At 71.3% G+C, this 16,689-nt stretch carries 21 protein-coding genes and 2 pseudogenes; 11 read left to right on the top strand and 12 right to left on the bottom strand.

Going from position 1 to position 16,689, the window contains the following annotated elements:
• Positions 1-24: 24 nt before the first annotated feature.
• Positions 25-933 (bottom strand): UTP--glucose-1-phosphate uridylyltransferase, encoded by a 909-nt coding sequence (locus V1457_RS10695; protein ID WP_200069125.1) that lies wholly within the window; start codon positions 931-933, stop codon positions 25-27.
• Positions 934-970: 37 nt separating this feature from the next.
• Between V1457_RS10695 and V1457_RS10690 the strand changes: the two genes are divergently transcribed.
• Together V1457_RS10690 and V1457_RS30590 are read left to right on the top strand one after the other, a co-directional pair.
• Entirely contained in the window at positions 971-1,594 is a 624-nt protein-coding gene (locus V1457_RS10690; protein ID WP_307849936.1) for a 5-formyltetrahydrofolate cyclo-ligase, read from the top strand.
• Positions 1,595-1,665: 71 nt separating this feature from the next.
• Positions 1,666-1,830, top strand: a pseudogene (locus V1457_RS30590) (FmdB family zinc ribbon protein); the annotation flags it as partial.
• 14 nt (positions 1,831-1,844) lie between these two features.
• Here V1457_RS30590 and V1457_RS30585 read toward each other — a convergent pair.
• Positions 1,845-2,036 (bottom strand): hypothetical protein, encoded by a 192-nt coding sequence (locus tag V1457_RS30585; RefSeq protein WP_374220927.1) that lies wholly within the window; start codon positions 2,034-2,036, stop codon positions 1,845-1,847.
• 455 nt (positions 2,037-2,491) lie between these two features.
• Here V1457_RS30585 and V1457_RS10680 point away from each other — a divergent pair, with 455 nt between their 5' ends.
• Positions 2,492-3,073 carry an SAF domain-containing protein gene (locus tag V1457_RS10680; protein ID WP_295145124.1) on the top strand — a complete coding sequence of 194 codons (582 nt, stop codon included), beginning with the start codon at positions 2,492-2,494 and terminating at the stop codon, positions 3,071-3,073.
• A gap of 90 nt (positions 3,074-3,163) precedes the next feature.
• The gene (gene mscL, locus V1457_RS10675; RefSeq protein WP_200069122.1) at positions 3,164-3,673 is read left to right on the top strand and encodes a large conductance mechanosensitive channel protein MscL; all 510 of its coding nucleotides are present in this window, start codon (positions 3,164-3,166) and stop codon (positions 3,671-3,673) included.
• Between the two features lie 121 nt (positions 3,674-3,794).
• Here mscL and V1457_RS10670 read toward each other — a convergent pair whose 3' ends face one another.
• The gene (locus V1457_RS10670; RefSeq protein WP_233627172.1) at positions 3,795-3,962 is read right to left on the bottom strand and encodes a hypothetical protein; all 168 of its coding nucleotides are present in this window, start codon (positions 3,960-3,962) and stop codon (positions 3,795-3,797) included.
• A 192-nt stretch (positions 3,963-4,154) separates the two neighbouring features.
• Here V1457_RS10670 and V1457_RS10665 point away from each other — a divergent pair, with 192 nt between their 5' ends.
• Positions 4,155-4,451, top strand: a complete 297-nt coding sequence (locus V1457_RS10665) for an antitoxin (protein ID WP_200069120.1) — start codon at positions 4,155-4,157, stop codon at positions 4,449-4,451.
• A gap of 86 nt (positions 4,452-4,537) precedes the next feature.
• On the opposite strand, the gene V1457_RS10660 is transcribed toward V1457_RS10665, so the two are convergent.
• The 9 genes and pseudogenes from V1457_RS10660 to mrf all read right to left on the bottom strand — a co-directional run bounded on the left by V1457_RS10660 (position 4,538) and on the right by mrf (position 13,286).
• Entirely contained in the window at positions 4,538-5,038 is a 501-nt protein-coding gene (locus V1457_RS10660) for a molybdenum cofactor biosynthesis protein B (protein WP_200069395.1), read from the bottom strand.
• Between the two features lie 189 nt (positions 5,039-5,227).
• Positions 5,228-6,904 (bottom strand): trypsin-like peptidase domain-containing protein, encoded by a 1,677-nt coding sequence (locus V1457_RS10655; RefSeq protein WP_338603003.1) that lies wholly within the window; start codon positions 6,902-6,904, stop codon positions 5,228-5,230.
• 167 nt (positions 6,905-7,071) lie between these two features.
• Positions 7,072-8,148, bottom strand: coding sequence for a galactose-1-phosphate uridylyltransferase (galT, locus tag V1457_RS10650; RefSeq protein WP_338603000.1), 1,077 nt, complete (start codon positions 8,146-8,148; stop codon positions 7,072-7,074).
• 200 nt (positions 8,149-8,348) lie between these two features.
• Positions 8,349-9,143, bottom strand: a pseudogene (locus V1457_RS10645) (DeoR/GlpR family DNA-binding transcription regulator); the annotation flags it as partial.
• Between the two features lie 189 nt (positions 9,144-9,332).
• Positions 9,333-10,739 carry a sensor histidine kinase gene (locus V1457_RS10640; protein ID WP_407074760.1) on the bottom strand — a complete coding sequence of 469 codons (1,407 nt, stop codon included), beginning with the start codon at positions 10,737-10,739 and terminating at the stop codon, positions 9,333-9,335.
• Positions 10,736-11,431, bottom strand: a complete 696-nt coding sequence (locus tag V1457_RS10635; RefSeq protein ID WP_200069117.1) for a response regulator transcription factor — start codon at positions 11,429-11,431, stop codon at positions 10,736-10,738. The genes V1457_RS10640 and V1457_RS10635 overlap by 4 nt, the downstream gene beginning before the upstream one ends.
• Positions 11,432-11,574: 143 nt before the next feature.
• Entirely contained in the window at positions 11,575-11,727 is a 153-nt protein-coding gene (gene rpmF / locus V1457_RS10630; RefSeq protein WP_200069116.1) for a 50S ribosomal protein L32, read from the bottom strand.
• 10 nt (positions 11,728-11,737) lie between these two features.
• Entirely contained in the window at positions 11,738-11,989 is a 252-nt protein-coding gene (locus V1457_RS10625; RefSeq protein ID WP_200069115.1) for a type B 50S ribosomal protein L31, read from the bottom strand.
• A 34-nt stretch (positions 11,990-12,023) separates the two neighbouring features.
• Positions 12,024-13,286 carry a ribosome hibernation factor-recruiting GTPase MRF gene (gene mrf / locus V1457_RS10620; protein WP_233626964.1) on the bottom strand — a complete coding sequence of 421 codons (1,263 nt, stop codon included), beginning with the start codon at positions 13,284-13,286 and terminating at the stop codon, positions 12,024-12,026.
• Positions 13,287-13,361: 75 nt separating this feature from the next.
• Between mrf and rpmB the strand changes: the two genes are divergently transcribed.
• From rpmB to V1457_RS10590, 6 genes are all read left to right on the top strand, one after another.
• Complete coding sequence (gene rpmB / locus V1457_RS10615) at positions 13,362-13,598, top strand: 50S ribosomal protein L28 (RefSeq protein ID WP_200069114.1); 237 nt, start codon at positions 13,362-13,364, stop codon at positions 13,596-13,598.
• A complete protein-coding gene (gene rpmG / locus V1457_RS10610) occupies positions 13,598-13,762 on the top strand; it encodes a 50S ribosomal protein L33 (protein ID WP_200069113.1) in 165 nt (54 codons plus the stop codon). Before rpmB ends, rpmG begins: the two co-directional genes overlap by 1 nt.
• Before the next feature lie 12 nt (positions 13,763-13,774).
• Positions 13,775-14,080, top strand: coding sequence for a 30S ribosomal protein S14 (gene rpsN / locus V1457_RS10605; protein ID WP_200069112.1), 306 nt, complete (start codon positions 13,775-13,777; stop codon positions 14,078-14,080).
• A gap of 2 nt (positions 14,081-14,082) precedes the next feature.
• Positions 14,083-14,322 carry a 30S ribosomal protein S18 gene (gene rpsR / locus V1457_RS10600; RefSeq protein ID WP_338604932.1) on the top strand — a complete coding sequence of 80 codons (240 nt, stop codon included), beginning with the start codon at positions 14,083-14,085 and terminating at the stop codon, positions 14,320-14,322.
• Positions 14,323-14,408: 86 nt separating this feature from the next.
• Positions 14,409-15,074, top strand: coding sequence for a 5,6-dimethylbenzimidazole synthase (gene bluB / locus V1457_RS10595; protein WP_338602990.1), 666 nt, complete (start codon positions 14,409-14,411; stop codon positions 15,072-15,074).
• An 84-nt stretch (positions 15,075-15,158) separates the two neighbouring features.
• Positions 15,159-16,640, top strand: a complete 1,482-nt coding sequence (locus V1457_RS10590) for a diguanylate cyclase (RefSeq protein ID WP_295142217.1) — start codon at positions 15,159-15,161, stop codon at positions 16,638-16,640.
• Positions 16,641-16,689 lie beyond the last annotated feature (49 nt).

Raw genomic sequence — 16,689 nt, 5'->3', positions numbered from 1 at the left:
GCGCGGAGCCGAGGCCGCGAGTCCTCAGCTCCTGTTCAACCTCTTGCCGAGCCAGTCCCGCAGGCCCGGCCCGTACTCGGAATCCTCCAGCGCGAAGTCCACCGCAGCTTTCAGGAAACCGCCAGGATTTCCCAAGTCGTGTCGGTCTCCGCGGTGCACCACGACGTGCACCGGATGACCCTCCGAGATCAGCAACGCTACGGCATCGGTGAGCTGCAACTCACCTCCGGCACCGGGTTCGATGCGCTTGAGCGCGTCGAACACCGCGCGATCCAGCAGGTACCGCCCGGCCGCGGCTAGGTTCGAGGGGGCTTGCTCCGGCGCGGGCTTCTCGACCATGCCGTGGACCTGCTTGACGTCCTCCTCGCCGGTGTCGGCCACCTGGAACACGCCGTAGGAGGCAACCTGCTCGGGCGGGACGTCGAACGCGCACAGCACGCTTCCGCCGTACCGCGCCCGGGCTTCGGCCATCTTGCTCAGGACCCCGTGGGGCAGGACCAGGTCATCGGGCAGCAGGACGGCGACCGCGTCATCGTCCGGGCCGAGCTTCGGTTCAGCGCATCCGACGGCGTGCCCGAGCCCGAGGGCGCTCTCCTGCAGCGCGGTTTCCGCGGTGATCAGGCCGGGGCCGCGCTGCACCTTCTGCAGCAGGGTGTCCTTTCCGCGGTCGCGCAACGTCCCCTCCAGCTCCGGGGCCGGCTGGAAGTAGTCGGCCACGGCCTGCTTGTCCGGTGAGGTGACGATCAGTAGCCGGTCCGCGCCCGCCTCGGCGGCCTCGGTGGCCACCAGTTCGATCCCCGGGGTGTCGACGATCGGCAGCAGTTCCTTGGGGACGGATTTCGTGGTCGGCAGGAACCTCGTGCCGAGGCCCGCAGCGGGCACGATCGCGGTGCGGAATGCAGCGGTCGCGGGGTTGCTGGCAGCGCTGTTCATGGTCCCGGAGCCTATCGGCCGGGCCTACAGTGGAGCTGTGACCTCGCTGGGAGAACTACGGGAAGCCAAGACGCAGTGGCGGCGCGAGCTGGGCGAACTCCGGCGGTCCAGCGCCGAGACCACACGATCAGCGGAGGCGGAGGCGCTGCGGGCGGCGGTGCTGAGCTGGGCCGCCCGGCGCAAGCCCGGTGTGGTGGCCGGTTACGTGCCGGTGCGCGGCGAACCGGGATCGCTGGCGATGCTGGACGCCCTGCGGGAATCCGGTTGGCGCGTGCTGCTGCCGGTGGTCGTCGGCGCCGAGCCGCTGGAGTGGGCGGACTACACCGGCGCCGATTCGCTCCGGAGAGCCGAGTACGGCTTGCTGGAGCCGGTCGGCGCCCGGCTCGGCCAGGCGGCGATCTCCGCGGCGGATGCGGTGCTGGTACCGGCTCTGGGCGTGGACCTGCGCGGTGTCCGGCTGGGCCGGGGCGCTGGTCACTACGACCGGTCGTTGCCGTCGGCAGCGCCGGACGCGGTGCTGATCGGCGTGGTCCGGGACGAGGAATTCGTGGATTCGCTGCCGGGCGAGCCGCACGACGTGCGGCTGCACGCGGTCATGACGCCTGGTCGGGGCGTTGTGCAGCTGGCTGCCGACGCCGATCTCGGACGTCGTGTGACGTAGGAGTGTTTGCGCTGGGCACCCGATTTGGCGCATCATCGGGTTGGCACTCTGTCCGCTCGAGTGCCAATACCATGAACGCCCGGAGGTTGACCGCCGTGCCCACGTACCAGTACGCCTGCACCGAGTGCGAGCACCGCTTCGAGACGGTGCAGTCGTTCAGCGAGGATTCGCTGACGGAGTGCCCCGAGTGCGAGGGCAGGCTGCGGAAGCTGTTCAACGCCGTGGGCATCGTGTTCAAGGGCAGCGGGTTCTACCGCACGGACAACCGGTCGAACTCCGGCTCGACCGGTTCGTCGGATTCGTCGTCGTCCGGCTCGTCCGGCTCGTCGGATTCGTCTTCCGGATCGTCGTCTTCGGGTTCCGGCTCTTCGGAGTCGAAGAGCTCCGGTTCGGACTCGTCGGCGAGTTCCTCGTCGTCCTCGAGTTCTTCGAGCTCGTCCACCGCGACCGCGGCGTCCTGACTGGGGCCGCAGCTCGCGGCACCTGAGCTCGCCGCGTTCGAGCTCGCAACGCTGCAGTCGCAGCACTGAACTCGCAGCAGTTGCCGAATCGCCGATCGCTTGCAGCGGTCGGCGATTTTCGATGCTCACCCGCGGCCGAGTTGTCCACAGGCTGCCGGTTCATCCACAGATTCCGGATTTGACCCTGCCCGCCGGTTCCCGGCTCTTCTAGCGTCGATCACAGGTGGTCAACGACGCAGGGGGCGACATGAGCGGGCGAGGTAGCGGTGCGAGCGGGAACCCGGGTTCCGGTGGGAAGGCGGGTCCCAGCGGGAAGGCGGGCTCCGGCGGGAACCGGCGACGCGGGATGCGCCGGAGACGGCGGAAGGAGCTCTCGCTCGAACCGACGTGGCGGGACCGGGTCTCGGCCCGGCTTCCCTGGCTGCACGGTGCTCGCGTGCTGTTCGCCCGCCGAGCGGCCGCGGGGATGCTGATCGTGCTCGCGTTGCTGCTCGCGGTGCGGCCGGAGTCCGCTCCGCCGGATGACCGGGTCCGGGTCGTGGTGGCCGCGCACGACCTCGCGCCGGGGCACGTACTGACGGACTCGGACCTGGCGCAGCGGGCGCTGCCCGCAGATGCGGTGCCGCGCGGAGCGGTGCGCGAGGTCGCCGCGGCCCGCGGACGCACGCTCGGCGGCGCCTCGCGCGGCGGTGAGCCGTTGACCGACGTGCGCTTCACCGGGCCGGAGCTGACCAGGATCACCACCGGGCGGGAGGACCACGTCGCGGTGCCGATCAGGCTGGCCGACCCGGCCGTCGCCGACCTGCTGCGCTCCGGCACCCGGGTGGACATCGTCACGATCCCCACTCGGTCCGATACCGGATCAGTGCTGGCCGAGCGGGTACCGGTGCTCGCCGTCCGCCCTGCGGGCAGCGGCCCCGATCAGGGACGACTCGTGGTAGTCGGGCTGCCGGAGCAACGCGCCCCGGCAGTGGCAGGAGCGTCACTGACCCGATCGGTGACCGTTACGCTGCGCTGAGCAGACGTAGGGCCGAGCGGACGGACGGCTTCCGCCGCGCCTACCGGCCCGGGACGGCCCCGGGCATCTCGATCGAAGAAGGAGCGTGCCGTGCTCAAGGGCTTCAAGGACTTCCTCATGCGGGGCAACGTCATCGACCTCGCGGTGGCGGTCGTCGTCGGCAGTGCCTTCACGGCACTGGTCACCGCGGTCACGAACAGCATCATCCGGCCGGTGATCGCCTCCGCGGGCGGTGCCCAGGTGGACGGCCTGACGATCCAGCTGGTCAAGGGCAACGAGTCGTCGAAGATCGACTTCTCGCTCGTGATCAACGCGGTGATCACCTTCCTGATCACCGCCGCGGTGGTCTACTTCCTGTTCGTGCTGCCGATGCAGAAGATCCAGGAGCGGCGCAAGAAGGGCACGGAGGAGTCGGTCGACCCGACCGAGGCGGAGCTCCTGCTGGAGATCCGGGACCTGCTGCGCAAGGAGCAGGGCCTGCCTGCCATCAAGGGGCTGGCGGACGACGAGACGACCAAGGGCGGCGACGGCGAGGCGGCGACCGCGAGCACGTCCGCTTCGGCCTCCAAGAGCTCGAACGGGAACGGCAGCAAGAACTGAGGCTGCGATTCGAGTGGGCGCGGACGGCGTCCGGCAGCCTCGGCGTGCAGCACCGCGGCGTGGTCGACGGCCTTCGGCCCGATGCGGGCGGCACGCGGCGCGTCGGCCGTACGCGGGTAGCTCAGCCGCCGTGGTGGGGTGGGCGGTTCTCCGCGTACCAGCGGTCGGAGTCCCGCGCGGCGTCCGCGCCGGACTCGGAGGCGCTCTGCTCGTCGGAGGTCGTCTCCGGCAGCACCTCGCCGAAGATCTCCGCGAGTCGCCGCTGACGCCGCCGTTCGTCGTCGGTCACGCCACCATCGTCCCCCATCGCGGCGACCGCGGAAGCGCCGGGAGGCGGGTCGCTTCCTCCGCCAAGATCACGATGTCACCATGGGAATATCGGGAAACACCCGGTGACGGCACGGACACGCCGGGCCGCGACGAGCACCGGCTCGCGGCACCTGCTACCACCGGCCGGGCAGCGTCGAAGCGGAGGCAGCCGATGAGTTTCGTGGACAAGGCCAAGGACCTGGCCAACCAGGCCAAGGGCAAAGCAGGCGAGTTCGCCGAGAAGGCCGGGCCGAACGCCGCCAAGGGGCTGGACGCCGCCAAGTCGAGCGTGGACAAGGCTACCGGCGGCAAGTACCACGACCAGATCGAGAACGTCAGCGGCAAGGTCGAGGGCATGCTCAAGCGGGACGGGCAGGCCAAGCCGGACGGGCAGGACGGCAAGTCGTCCGGCGAATCCGGCTCCGGCCCTGACAAGCCTTCCGGGCCGGACAAGCCCTCCGGCAGCTGAGCCGGAACCGACCGCGAACAGCACGGTGGCGGCACCCGAGCGGGTGCCGCCACCGTTTTGTACGTCCCGCCCACCGCGGGCGGGGATCAGGCCGATTCGAGTCCGGACAGCTGCTCGATCACGTGCGTGACCAGCGGGGACAGCGTCGCCATCCCGTCGCGGACCGCGGCCCGCGAACCGGCCAAGTTGACCACCAGCGTGCTGCCGGAAACCCCGGCCAACCCGCGGGACACCCCGGCGTCGACCGCCCCGGCCGCCAGCCCGGATGCCCGCAGCGCCTCGGCGATGCCCGGCACCGGCATGTCCAGCACCCCGGAAGTCGCATCCGGTGTCACGTCCCGCGGCGACACTCCGGTGCCGCCGACCGTGATCACCACGTCCACCCCGCCGATCACCGCGGTGTTCAGCGCGTTTCGGATGTCCACCGTCTCACCGGCCACCGCGACGCTGCCGTCCACGATGAATCCGGCCTCCTCCAGCAGTTCGGTCACCAGCAGACCGATGCTGTCCTCCTGCTCGCCCCGCGCGACCCGGTCGTCCACCACGACCACCAGGGCGCGTCCCAGCCGCTGCGCGCTGCGTTCCATGTCGTTCACCGTAGTGGCAAGGAATTCGTCGTTGAGATCGAGTGACCCTTCGGGTTCGACCAGGCGTATCCGGTCGCCGGGCAGAACGGTGCCGTTGCGTTCGGACATCGGACGGGTCCTCCTTGTTCAACCTGCCCCGGTGGGGGCACGGGTCGGGGCGGCCGCGGCTGGTGGCCGGGCCGGTTCGCGTCAGCGCTTCTCGCCGGTGAGCACGACCTCCACGGTCTGCTCACCGCCGCCGTTCGGGGAGACCGTGGTCATCGGGACCTTCTGGCCGGGCGTGTGCGAGCGCACCGCGGCGATCAGCGAGTCGGCGTCCTCGATGGTGCGGCCGTCGAACTTGGTGATCAGCTGGCCCGGCTGGACACCGGCTCGCTGCGCGGCTCCGCCCGGGGCGACGGTGCGCACCAGGGCTCCGGGCTGGTTCGCCGAGACGATGCCGACGCCGAGCGTGGTGTGCGTGGCCGAGCCGGTGTTCTTCAGCTCGGTCGCGATGCGCTTGGCGTGATCGATCGGGATGGCGAAGCCGAGACCGACCGAGCCGCCCTGCTCCTGGCTGGACCCGGGGCTGTAGATCGCCGAGTTGATGCCCACGACGCGCCCGTCCATGTCGACCAGCGGCCCGCCCGAGTTGCCCGGGTTGATCGCGGCGTCGGTCTGCAGCGCGTTGAGCACGCTCGACTGGTCACCGCTCTGCCCGCCCGCGCGCACGGCCCGGTTCTTGGCGCTGATGATGCCGCTGGTCACGGTTCCGGAAAGGCCGAACGGCGAGCCGATGGCCACCACCGGAGCGCCGACCGGCAGATCGTCGGAACGGCCGAGATCGGCAGGCTGCAAGCCGTTGATGTCCGCCTTCACCACCGCCAGGTCCGAACTCGGGTCCGAGCCGATGACCCGCACCGACGCGGTTCGGCTGTCGCTGAACACCGCGGTCAGCCGTCCTTGCTGGGCGCTTTGCGCGACGTGCGAGTTGGTGAGGATGTAGCCGTCCGGGCTGAGCACGATGCCCGAGCCCTCACCGGATCCTTCGGCGCTCTGGATCTGCAGCTGCACAACGCTCGGCAGGACCTTCTGCGCCACGCCTTGCACGGAGCCCTGCGGGGCGTTGCTGGCGCTGCGCGCCGGTGGCTGCTGCTCGAGGCTCGTGACCGCGGAAGAGCCGTTGTTGCTGCCGAAGTGGTAGCCGACGTACCCGCCGATGCCACCACCGAGCAGGCCGATGAGCAGGGCGCCGCCGAGCGCCACCCCGACCGTCGAGCCCCGCCGCCTGCGGCGTTCCTGCTGCACCGGAACCGCACCCATCGGCGGGTGCGGTTGCTGCTGCCAACCTTGGTTCGGCGGTGTCCCCATATACGGGTAGTGCCCACTGGGAGCGCCGCCGATACCCGGTTCCTGCGCGCCGTAAGCAGCGGCGCCAGATTGAGTTCCGGGGTACTGCGGGTACTGGACGGTGCCGTACTGCCCGATGCCGGACTGGCCGGCGCCGTATTCCCCGGTTCCGGCTTGGCCGACGCCGTGCTGCCCGGCGCCGTACGGCCCGCCCCCGTACTGCTCGGTGCCGTACGGCCCCGTACCGATCTGATCGGTGCCGGCCTGGCCCGCATCGGGCCTGTCCGGCCGCCCGGTTCCCTGCTGGGCCGCCCCGTACTGCTGGCCCTGCGCACCGGTGCCGGACCGCCCGCTCTGCTCGCCACCGGTTGCGCCGTAGGCGTCACCGGCCGAGGTCTGCGACTGCGTGGTGTGCTGCTCGGAAAACCCCGCCGGCGGAGTGTCGGCGGAGGCTTTCGGCGCGTCCGTTTCGCCTGCTGCCTGCTGCTGCGGCTCCTCGGGTTGCTCGCCCGAACCGCGCTGGGGCGTGTCGCTCATGTTTCCCACTTTGGGGCATCGAGCTGAGAGGCACCTGAGACCCCCCTGTGGACGAGCAACGGAAATTCAACACGATGCGCAAGCTCATCCGCCCAGTCGGGAACGAGGCAGTTCACGCAGCGTATCGACGCAGCAGTCGACTCGGCGGGCGGCGCGGCAGGAGGCGCTCAGATCGCCTTGAGCCGGTCGGCGATCTGCTCCGGAGTCACGTCGTTGATCCACACCGCCATTCCGGACTCCGACCCGGCGAGGTACTTGAGCTTGTCCGCGGACCGCAGCACCGAGAACACCTCCAGGTGCAGCCACGACAGGTCCCGCCCGGTGCGGACCGGCGCCTGGTGCCAGGCGGCGATGTACGGCAGCGGCCGGTCGTAGAGGCCGTCCAGCCGACGCAGCAATTCGAGGTAGGTCACCGCGAAGTCGTCCCGCTCGGCATCGGTCAGGGCCACCAGGTCGGGCACCTGCCGCCGGGGCACGACGTGCACCTCCACCGGCCAGCGCGCCGCGGCGGGCACGAACGCGGTCCAGTGCTCGGAGTCGACCAGCACGCGCCGCCCGGAAGCGCGCTCACCGGCCAGCACATCGCCGAGCAGCGGCCTGCCGTGCTCGGCTCGGTACTGCTCGGCGACGCGCAACATCCGGTCCGTCTTCGGCGTGACGAACGGGTAGCCGTAGATCTGGCCGTGCGGGTGGTGCAGCGTCACGCCGATCTCTTCGCCCCGGTTCTCGAAGCAGAACACCTGCTCGACGCCGGGCACCGCGGACAGTTCGGCCGTGCGGTCCGCCCACGCCTCCACCACGGTGCGCACCTGCGCGGGCGTGAGCTGGCCGAACGAGGTGTGGTGATCGGAGGTGAAGCACACGACCTCGCAGCGCCCGCGCGCCGATCCGGTGGGCACCATCGGCATCTCCGGCACTTCGGACGTGTCGGCGGGTGCGGCGGCGAACGAGGGGAACTGGTTCTCGAAGACCGCGACGCCGTAGTCGGACTCCGGGATCTCGGTCGCGCGGCCCGGCGCGCTCGGGCACAGCGGGCACTGGTCGGCCGGCGGCTTGTAGGTGCGGCTCTGCCGGTGCGCGGCCATCGAGACCCACTCGCCGGTGAGCGGGTCGCGGCGCATCTCCGAAACCGGCGGGCGCGGTGGCAGCTCGCGGGTGTCCTCGGCCGCGCGGGGCGGCGCCTCGTCGGAGTCGAAGTAGATGATCTCCCTGCCGTCGGCCAGGTGCCGAAGCGTGCGCTTCACCGCGCGACCTCCTGTTCGGTGCCGGGGCCAGCCGGGCTCGCACCGGCCGAGCCGGAATCGGCCGGGACTGAATCGGCTCTGCCTGCATCAGCCGGGATGGAATCCGACGAACCGGGTTCTGCTGAGCCGGATTCCGCTGCGCCGGATTCCGCTGGCCCGGACCCCGCAGACGAGGACTCACCCGCACCGGCCCCGGCGTGCTGATCGGCCTTGAGCCCGGCCGCGGGTTCGGCGATCACCAGCTCGTGCACCTGCTCGGACAGCACCTGCCTGGCGTCCGCGGGCAGGCCGTCGTCGCTGATCAGCACGTCGACCTCGGCGAAGTCGACGATCGTGGAGATGCCCACGGTCGACCACTTGGCGTGATCGGCGACCACGACCAGCCGGCTGGCCGCCTCGGCCAGCGCCCGGTTCGCCTCGCTCTCGTTCAGGTTCGGCGTGGTGAAGCCGGCCCGCGGCGCCATGCCGTGCACGCCGAGGAACACCAGGTCCAGGTGCAGCGAGCGCAGCGCCTGCACCGCGACCGGGCCGACCAGCGCGTCCGAAGGAGTGCGCACGCCGCCGGTGAGCACCACGGTCCGGTCGGCCCGGCCGCGCTGCTGGAGCACGTCGGCGACCCGCACCGAGTTCGTCACCACGGTCAGGTCCGGGATGTCGTCCAGGTGCCTGGCCAGCGTCCACGTGGTGGTGCCCGCGGACAGCCCGATCGCGGTGCCGGGCCGGACCATGCCTGCCGCGACGGCCGCGATGGCTTCCTTCTCGGCGAGCTGGCGCACCGATTTGGCTTCGAAGCCGGGTTCGTCGGTGCTGCGCCCCAGCGTGGAGGTAGCGCCGCCGTAGACCTTCTCCACCAGGCCCTGCCTGGCCAGCGCGTCCAGGTCCCGCCGGATGGTCATGTCCGACACGCCGAGCCGCAGCACGAGTTCGCTGACCTGCACGGCGCCGGTGCGGCGCACTTCGTCGAGGATCACTTCCTGGCGTTGCCGCGCGAGCACTCCACCCGTCCCATCCGGCCCGGCAGGAACCGGGCGCTGTGTCCTGAGCAGTGAGCTTGAGTCCATCAAGTCAACACGAAACAACACTACCCGCAACTACCCGAACGAAAAATCCGGGTGTTCGGCCGAACTGATCACCAACCGTGTTCGGTGCTGTTGGATTATCGGCCGAACCGGGCAACCGCTCGGTCAGCCGAGCCCACCGGGCAACATCATCCGCAACAGCGCGCCGCCTTCCGGCGCGGGCCCGGCCCACACGCTGCCGCCGTGCCGCTCGGCGACCTGCTTGACGATCGAGAGCCCGAGCCCGGAACCGGGCAGCGTGCGCGCGTGCGACGAGCGGTAGAACCGCTCGAAGACGTGCGGCCGGTCGCCCTCGGCGATGCCCGGCCCGCTGTCGGCGACCTCCAGCGCCGCAGAGCCCTGCCCGTCCGGATGCAGCTCGACCCGCACCCGTCCGCCGTCCTGGCTCCACTTCGCGGCGTTGTCCAGCAAGTTCAGCACCGCGCGTTCCAGGGCGGTGGCATCGCCCGGCAAGGTCCACGGCTGCAGCCGCACGTCGAACTCCACCGAGCCCGCGCGCCGCCGCGCCCGGCTCAGCGCCCGTTCCACCACGTCGACCAGCTCGACCGGCTCGTGCACCGCCTGCGGAGCGTCCTCCCGCGCCAGCTCCACCAGGTCGCCGACCAGCGCGGACAGCTCGGTGATCTGGCCGCGCACGTCGGCGAACATCTCCTCGCGGTCCTCCTCGGACAACGTTGGCGCGCCCGGCTGGGCGGCGGCCATGAGCAGTTCGAGGTTGGTGCGCAGCGAGGTCAGCGGGGTGCGCAGCTCGTGCCCGGCGTCGGCGACGAGCCTGCGCTGGCGCTCCTGCGATTCGGCGAGGGCGCCGAGCATCCCGTTGAACGAAATGGTCAGCCGGGCCAGCTCGTCGTCCCCGGACACCGGGATCGGCCGCAGATCACCGGTCAGCGCCACCCGCTCCGTGGCCGCGGTGAGCCGCTGCACCGGCCGCAGCCCGGCGCTGGCCACCGCCGTTCCCGCCGCGGCGGCGAGCAGGATGCCCGCACCGCTGATCACCACCAGCACCAGGCTCAGCTGCGCCAGCGTCGCCTTCGTCGAAACCAGCGACTGCGACATCACCAGCGCGCCGTTGTCCGCGGGCACCGCCACGACGCGGCTGTTGCTGCCCTCGTCGGTGCGGACCGAGCGGGGCAGCTTGTCCTGCGCGACGGCCAGCTCCAGCACGCCGGTCGGCGGGCGTTTGCCCGGCGCGATGTCCGAGCCGTTCGGCGCGAGCAGGCTGATCTGCAGGTTCGCCGCGGAGTAGAACGCCAGCGGCACGCTCTGCATCCCGGGGGCGCTGATCAGCGGCCCGGCGGCGGCTTCCGCGGCACGGCGGGTCAGGTTGTCGTCGAGCTGCTCGTACAGGCTGTCCCGCACCGTGTAGAAGGCGCCGAGCGACACCAGCGCGACCGCTCCGGCCACGCACAGCGCGGCGAGCAGCGTGACCCGGTTGCGCAGCGAAACGCCTTGCAGCGAGCCACCTTTGGGCTGGGCGTCGCCCTCCTCGGGCGGTGGTTCGGGCGCGGTCACGGCGGGGTCTCGCGCAGCACGTAACCGACGCCCCGCACGGTGTGGATCAAGCGGGGTTCACCTTCGGCTTCGGTCTTGCGGCGCAAGTATCCGACGTAGACCTCCAGCGCGTTGCCGGAGGTCGGGAAGTCGTAGCCCCACACGTCCTCCAGCAGCCGACTGCGGGTGAGCACCTGCTTGGGGTGCGCCATGAGCAGTTCCAGCAGCGCGAACTCGGTGCGGGTGAGGCTGATCGGCCGGTCGCCGCGGCGCACTTCGCGGGTGCCGGGATCGAGGTCCAGGTCGGCGAAGTGCAGCGCGGCGGGTCCTTCGCCGCCGTCGGCCTCCGGCGGAGATGCGCGCCGCAGCAGCGCGCGCACCCGCGCCAGCAGTTCCTCCAGCGCGAAGGGCTTGGGCAGGTAGTCGTCGGCGCCCGCGTCCAGCCCGGCGACCCGGTCGGAGACCGCGTCGCGCGCGGTGAGCACCAGGATCGGCAGGTCGTCGCCGGTGCTGCGCAGCCTGCGGGCGACCTCCAGGCCGTCCAGCCGCGGCATCATCACGTCCAGCACCATCGCGTCGGGTCGCTGGTCGGCCAACCAGTCGAGTGCCTGCTGACCATCCGCGGCGAGTTCCACCTGGTACCCGTTGAACTGCAACGAGCGGCGCAAGGACTCGCGCACGGCACGGTCGTCGTCGACGACGAGGATGCGCATACCGACAGTGTTCCTCGGAGCCCTGAGAGGGAGCTGAGAAGCACGCCGCGACCGCGGACCCGATGTGATCGATCCCGCGCTGGACCTGCCGGACGCGGCCCCGCTCGCCCGGAAAGCCGTGACGAGCGGGGCCGCAGGCGGGTTCAGCGCTGCTGGAAATAGCGCACCAGGCGCCGCGGCACGAGCTTGCGCTCGCCGTCCACGACGACCGGCACCAGCTCGGGCGCGCTCGCCTTCCACTGCGAACGCCGCTGCCGGGTCTTGCTGCGGGGCTTCTTCTGCTTGGGGACCGCCATCGCTTCCTCCTCAGCGGGTTCGGCCGCCGTAGCGGCGGCGGAACTTCTCCACACGTCCCTCGGTGTCCAGAACCTGCTGGGTGCCGGTCCAGAACGGGTGCGAGTCCGCGGAGACGTCCACGACGACCAGCGGGTAGGTGCCGCCGTCCTCCCAGGTGGTGGTGTGCTCCGAGGTGGCGGTGGACTGCATCAGGAACTGCTTGCCGGTGTTGCGGTCCTGGTAGACCACCGGGCCGTAGTCGGGGTGGATGTTCGGTTTCACGCTTGCCTCCTCACTTCGGTTCCGCGTTCGCGGGTCATTGGTTGCGGCGCTCCTGCGAGGCCGGTTCTTGCTCGCCCTCGGCGGGGTCCTCGCACGGGTCCTCGTGCCATTCGCCGAACGGGTCCGGGTAGTGGCGCCACGCCGGTTGCCCCTCGGCGATCTCGTCGTCGGTGAGCACCGCGCCGAGCAGCGCCTGCCGGATCTCGCCGGGATCGGCCTCGTGCGCGATCACGACGAGTTCCTGCATCCGGTCGCCGTAGTCTTCGTCCCAGTTCAGCGAGGCTTTGAGCTGCTGCTCGGAGTCCAGCTCGGACCACTGCGGGCCAGCTTGCGAGGCCAGCCACGGCCCCGCGTGGCCCACCCGCATGCCGCCACCGGCGGATTCCAGCCACAGCGCGATGTCCGGCTGGCTCGCCACCCACGCGCGGCCGCGGGTGCGCACGACGCCTTGCAGCAGCACGTCCAGCGCCTGGTGCAGCCGCTCCGGGTGGAACGGGCGGCGTTCCTCGAACAGCAGCAGCGACACGCCCGCGTCGGTCTCCATGGACGGTTGCCCGCGCAGCAGCTGCCCGTGCGGGCCGTCGACCTCGCCGCGCCGCGCGTTGTCCGGGATGCGCCGCAGCAGCTCCGGCAGGTCCAGCCGGCCGAGAGCGGTGGTCGGCGCGAGCGGAGTGAGCCGGTCGACGACCGCCTCGGTGCGCACCTGCTGCCAACGGTCGGTCTCGCCGGCGAACACCACGGCATCGGCGAACTCGACCTGGCCGACCGCGACCTGAGCGACGGTTCGCTCGTCGTCCGGGCTGCCGCTGAGCCCGCGCTCGTGCAGCGGCTCGTCCCCACCGGCGTCGTCGAGCCAGCTCGGCAGGTCGACCGCCGCGACGACCGCGCGCAGCTCGACGTCCTCGACGACCGGGGACTCACCGACCAGGACGTGCTCCATCGCCCAGCAGATCGCCTCCGGCTCCACCGACGGGTCCAGCTGCACCACGATCCGTCGCACGTCGGGCGCCGCGGCCAGCCGCCGCAGCAGCGGCAGGAAGTCCTCGCGCAGCGTGCAGGACACGCAGCCGTGCGCCAGTTCCAGCGCGGTGACCTGGTCCGAGTCGCCCTGCCGGAGGTGGCGGCGGACCACGCCGTGGGCGATCTCGCGCAAGTCGTGGTGCACGAGCGCGGTGCCCTGCGGGTCGTCGTCGGCGGCGGCCCTGGCGATCCGCGCGAGGTGTTCGGCGTGCACCCCCGTGATCACGGTCAGCGGGACTCGGGACGGCTCGGCTTCGGTTCCCACGTGCGGCCCCAATCGGGAATGGTTTTCATCTGGTCCGGTGGACACGGTACTCTTGTTGAAAATGGATGTCGTTACCAGGAGGTCTCCGTGTCCGTCCGCTGCCAGGTGACCGGGAAGAAACCCGGCTACGGCAAGCAGGTTTCCCACTCGCACGTGCGAACCAACCGGCGCTGGCTGCCGAACGTGCAGCGACGCCGGTACTGGCTGCCCTCGGAAGGGCGCTGGGTGCGGCTGCAGGTGTCCACCAAGGGCGTCAAGACGATCGACAAGCGCGGCATCGAGTCGGTCGTCGCCGAGATGCGCGCCCGCGGGGAGCGCGTCTGATGGCCGCCTCCGAGATCCGTCCGGTGATCAAGATGCGGTCCACCGCAGGAACCGGCTTCACGTACATGACCAGGAAGAACCGCCGCAACAACCCGGAACGGCTGCGGTTGCGCAAATACGACCCGGTGCTCGGCGAGCACGTCGAGTTCCGCGAAGAGCGCTGAGGAGGACCCGAGTTGGCCAAGAAGTCCAAGATCGCCCGCAACGAGCAGCGGCGGGCGGTGGTGGCGCGCTACGCACAACGGCGCGCCGAGCTCAAGAAGATCATCTCCGCGCCCGGCAGCAGCCCCGAGCAACGCTCCGCCGCGGTCACCGAACTGTCCCGCCAGCCGCGCGACGCCAGCGCCACGCGAGTCCGCAACCGCGACGCGATCGACGGGCGCCCGCGCGGCTACTTCCGCAAGTTCGGGCTCTCCCGGGTGCGGCTGCGCCAGGCCGCGCACAACGGCGAACTGCCCGGCGTGACGAAATCGAGTTGGTGAGCATGGCCCAGCACGACCGGCGCGCACCGCGCCGCAAACCGAACCTGCTGCGCAGGGAAGGCGTGGTCGAAGTGGACTGGAAGGACACCGCGCTGCTGCGCAAGTTCATCTCCGACCGCGGCAAGATCCGTTCCCGCCGGGTCACCGGGCTGACCCGGCAGCAGCAGCACGAAGTCGCCCGCGCGATCAAGAACGCCCGGGAGATGGCGCTGCTGCCCTACCCGAGCCCGGCCAGCCGCTGAGCCGCCGCGGGTGGGCGGTGCGGCCGCCCACCCGCCGCGCCCGGTCCCCTCGTTGTCACGCGCGGCAACACGGCAGGATGGCCGGGATGACCACCATGCGCAACGCGCCCGAACCTTCCGCCGATCTCTACGACGTGCTCCAGCGCCGCCGCGACGTGCGCAACGAGTTCACCGGGGAGCCGATTCCGGACGAGGTGCTGCACCGGGTGCTGACCGCCGCGCACAGCGCGCCGAGCGTCGGGCTCACGCAGCCGTGGGACTTCGTGCTGGTCCGCGACGACGCCACCCGCCGCGACTTCCGGGAGCACGTGCTGGCCGAGCGCAGCGTGTTCGCCGCCGAGCTCAGCGGAGAGCGCGCCGAGACGTTCTCCAAGATCAAGGTCGAGGGGATCGTGGAATCCAGCCTCGGCATCGCGGTCACCTACGACCCCGCCCGCGGCGCTCCCGACGTGCTGGGCAGGCACGCCATCGCCGACGCGGGCCTGTACTCGGTGTGCCTGGCCATCCAGAACCTGTGGCTGGCCGCGACGGCCGAGGGCATGGGCGTGGGCTGGGTCAGCTTCTACCGCGAGGAGTTCCTGCGCAGGCTGCTGGACATCCCCGGCGGCGTGCGGCCGGTGGCCTGGCTCTGCGTCGGCCCGGTGCGCGACCTGGCCGATACGCCTGACCTGGAACGACACGGCTGGCGGCAGCGGTCGCCGCTGGAAGATGTGGTTCATCACGACAAGTACCGCCGGGAACGCTGCCGGTAGCCTGAGTCGGGAACGCGAGCGGCGGGGATCCCGCCGCGGATGAATGCGATCCTCGGAGCAGCCGTGCGGCAGGACGATCCAGTGATGGCCGGGCACCTCCCGGCGCAGGATCGCCACGTCCGGCTGCTGGTGGAAGCGGGCAAGCTGCACGCCGCCGACGTCGCGTTCGACGAGCTCACCGCGGCCGGGCTGAACCTGGTCGGCGAGCAGTGGAACCGCGCGACGGTGCTGGTGCATCGGGCGTGGCTGGCGTGGCGGCTCAGCCGCATCCCGCAGGCGCTGGAGCTGGCCGCGGAGGGCTGGACGGAGCTGGACACCGACCGGCCGGCGGATCAGCCGACCGCGCAGACCGTGAGCATCCTCGGCTACCTGCTGGAGAGCATCGGGCACCGCGAGTCGGCGATGGACCTGATGTCGCTAGCGGTGCAGATCGCCCGCAAGGCGGGCGGCGGCGAGACGCTGGCGCACTGCCTGGTGCGGGAAGCGCACGCGCTGCTGTTCCGCGCGTTCGCCCGCGAAGTGGACGTGCACGAGCACTACCGCACCGCCCGCGACCTCTTCGACGAGGCTTTGCTGCTGGTGGACGAAGGTCCGACGCAGCGCATGGCGCTCGGCGGCGGTGCGCAGAGCATGGCCGGTCTCGGGCAGCCGCGGCAGGCGGAACGGCTGGCGCAGGAGGCGCTGGTGCTGTCCCGGGACGCCGAGGACTGGTTCGCGGCCGCGGTGGCGAACTGGGTGCTGTCCACCATCCGCCGGGTGGACGGCGAGCTGGACGACGCGCGCACGTTCGCCAGCCGCGCGCTCGACGGCGCGGAGACCCTCGGCGACACCATGATGATGATGCGGTTCTCGCTGGACCTGGCCAAGATCTGCGATCTGCTCGGAGACCCGGTCGGCGAGGCCGCGGCGCTGCGGCGCACGGTGCGCGCCAGCAGTACCGCGGTGGAGACCTTGCAGGAAGGGCTCGGGCAAGCGCTGGAGCAGCGGCGGGTCGCGGTGCAGGCACAGCGGATGGCCACCGCCGCGCAGGAGGCCGCGGTGCGGGATCCGCTGACCGGCCTGGTCAACCGCCTCGGCCTGCAACGGCGGGCGCCCGCGCTGCTGGAGGCGACCGCCGCGCAGGGCCGGGTTCCGTGGCTGGTGCTGCTGGACGTGGACTGGTTCAAGAACGTCAACGACCTCGCCGGGCACGCCGTCGGTGACGCGGCCTTGCAGGAGGTCGCGCACTTGCTGCGGCGGGAGTGCCGCGAGCAGGACCTCATCTGCCGGTGGGCCGGCGACGAATTCGTCGTGCTGCTGGTGGACGAGTCGGAGGATTCGCGCAGCGCAGGGCCGGTGGTCGCGGAACGGATCCGGGCCGCGGTGGACGAGCACGACTGGCGGCTGGTGGTGGGCCGCACCCGGAAACCACCGACGGTGAGCATCGGCGTCGCGGGCGGACCGGCCAAGCTGGACCACCTGTTCGCGGCCGCGGACATCGCGCTGTACCGGGCGAAGCGCGCGGGCCGGAACCGGGTGGAGATCGACCGCACCGGACCGGAGCGGGACCGGCCGCAGATCAGCTGATTAGGATCGGCGGTCATGCCCGTGACCGACGCCCGGCCGCTGCCCGGTA

Origin of the sequence: Saccharopolyspora sp. SCSIO 74807 (genome assembly GCF_037023755.1) — a bacterium.
Lineage (GTDB): Bacteria > Actinomycetota > Actinomycetes > Mycobacteriales > Pseudonocardiaceae > Saccharopolyspora_C > Saccharopolyspora_C galaxeae.
Note: the sequence above shows the minus strand (reverse complement) of the source record. Positions and strands in the feature narration are given on the sequence as shown.

What these genes read in the sequence shown, in the direction of transcription:
- V1457_RS10695 (WP_200069125.1), bottom strand. Translation starts at nt 933, where the DNA reads ATGAACAGCGCTGCCAGCAACCCCGCGACCGCTGCATTCCGCACCGCG.
- V1457_RS10665 (WP_200069120.1), top strand. Translation starts at nt 4,155, where the DNA reads ATGAGTTTCGTGGACAAGGCCAAGGACCTGGCCAACCAGGCCAAGGGC.
- V1457_RS10660 (WP_200069395.1), bottom strand. Translation starts at nt 5,038, where the DNA reads ATGGAACGCAGCGCGCAGCGGCTGGGACGCGCCCTGGTGGTCGTGGTG.
- V1457_RS10655 (WP_338603003.1), bottom strand. Translation starts at nt 6,904, where the DNA reads ATGAGCGACACGCCCCAGCGCGGTTCGGGCGAGCAACCCGAGGAGCCG.
- V1457_RS10635 (WP_200069117.1), bottom strand. Translation starts at nt 11,431, where the DNA reads ATGCGCATCCTCGTCGTCGACGACGACCGTGCCGTGCGCGAGTCCTTG.
- rpmF (WP_200069116.1), bottom strand. Translation starts at nt 11,727, where the DNA reads ATGGCGGTCCCCAAGCAGAAGAAGCCCCGCAGCAAGACCCGGCAGCGG.
- rpmG (WP_200069113.1), top strand. Translation starts at nt 13,598, where the DNA reads ATGGCCGCCTCCGAGATCCGTCCGGTGATCAAGATGCGGTCCACCGCA.
- rpsR (WP_338604932.1), top strand. Translation starts at nt 14,083, where the DNA reads ATGGCCCAGCACGACCGGCGCGCACCGCGCCGCAAACCGAACCTGCTG.
- bluB (WP_338602990.1), top strand. Translation starts at nt 14,409, where the DNA reads ATGACCACCATGCGCAACGCGCCCGAACCTTCCGCCGATCTCTACGAC.
- V1457_RS10590 (WP_295142217.1), top strand. Translation starts at nt 15,159, where the DNA reads ATGGCCGGGCACCTCCCGGCGCAGGATCGCCACGTCCGGCTGCTGGTG.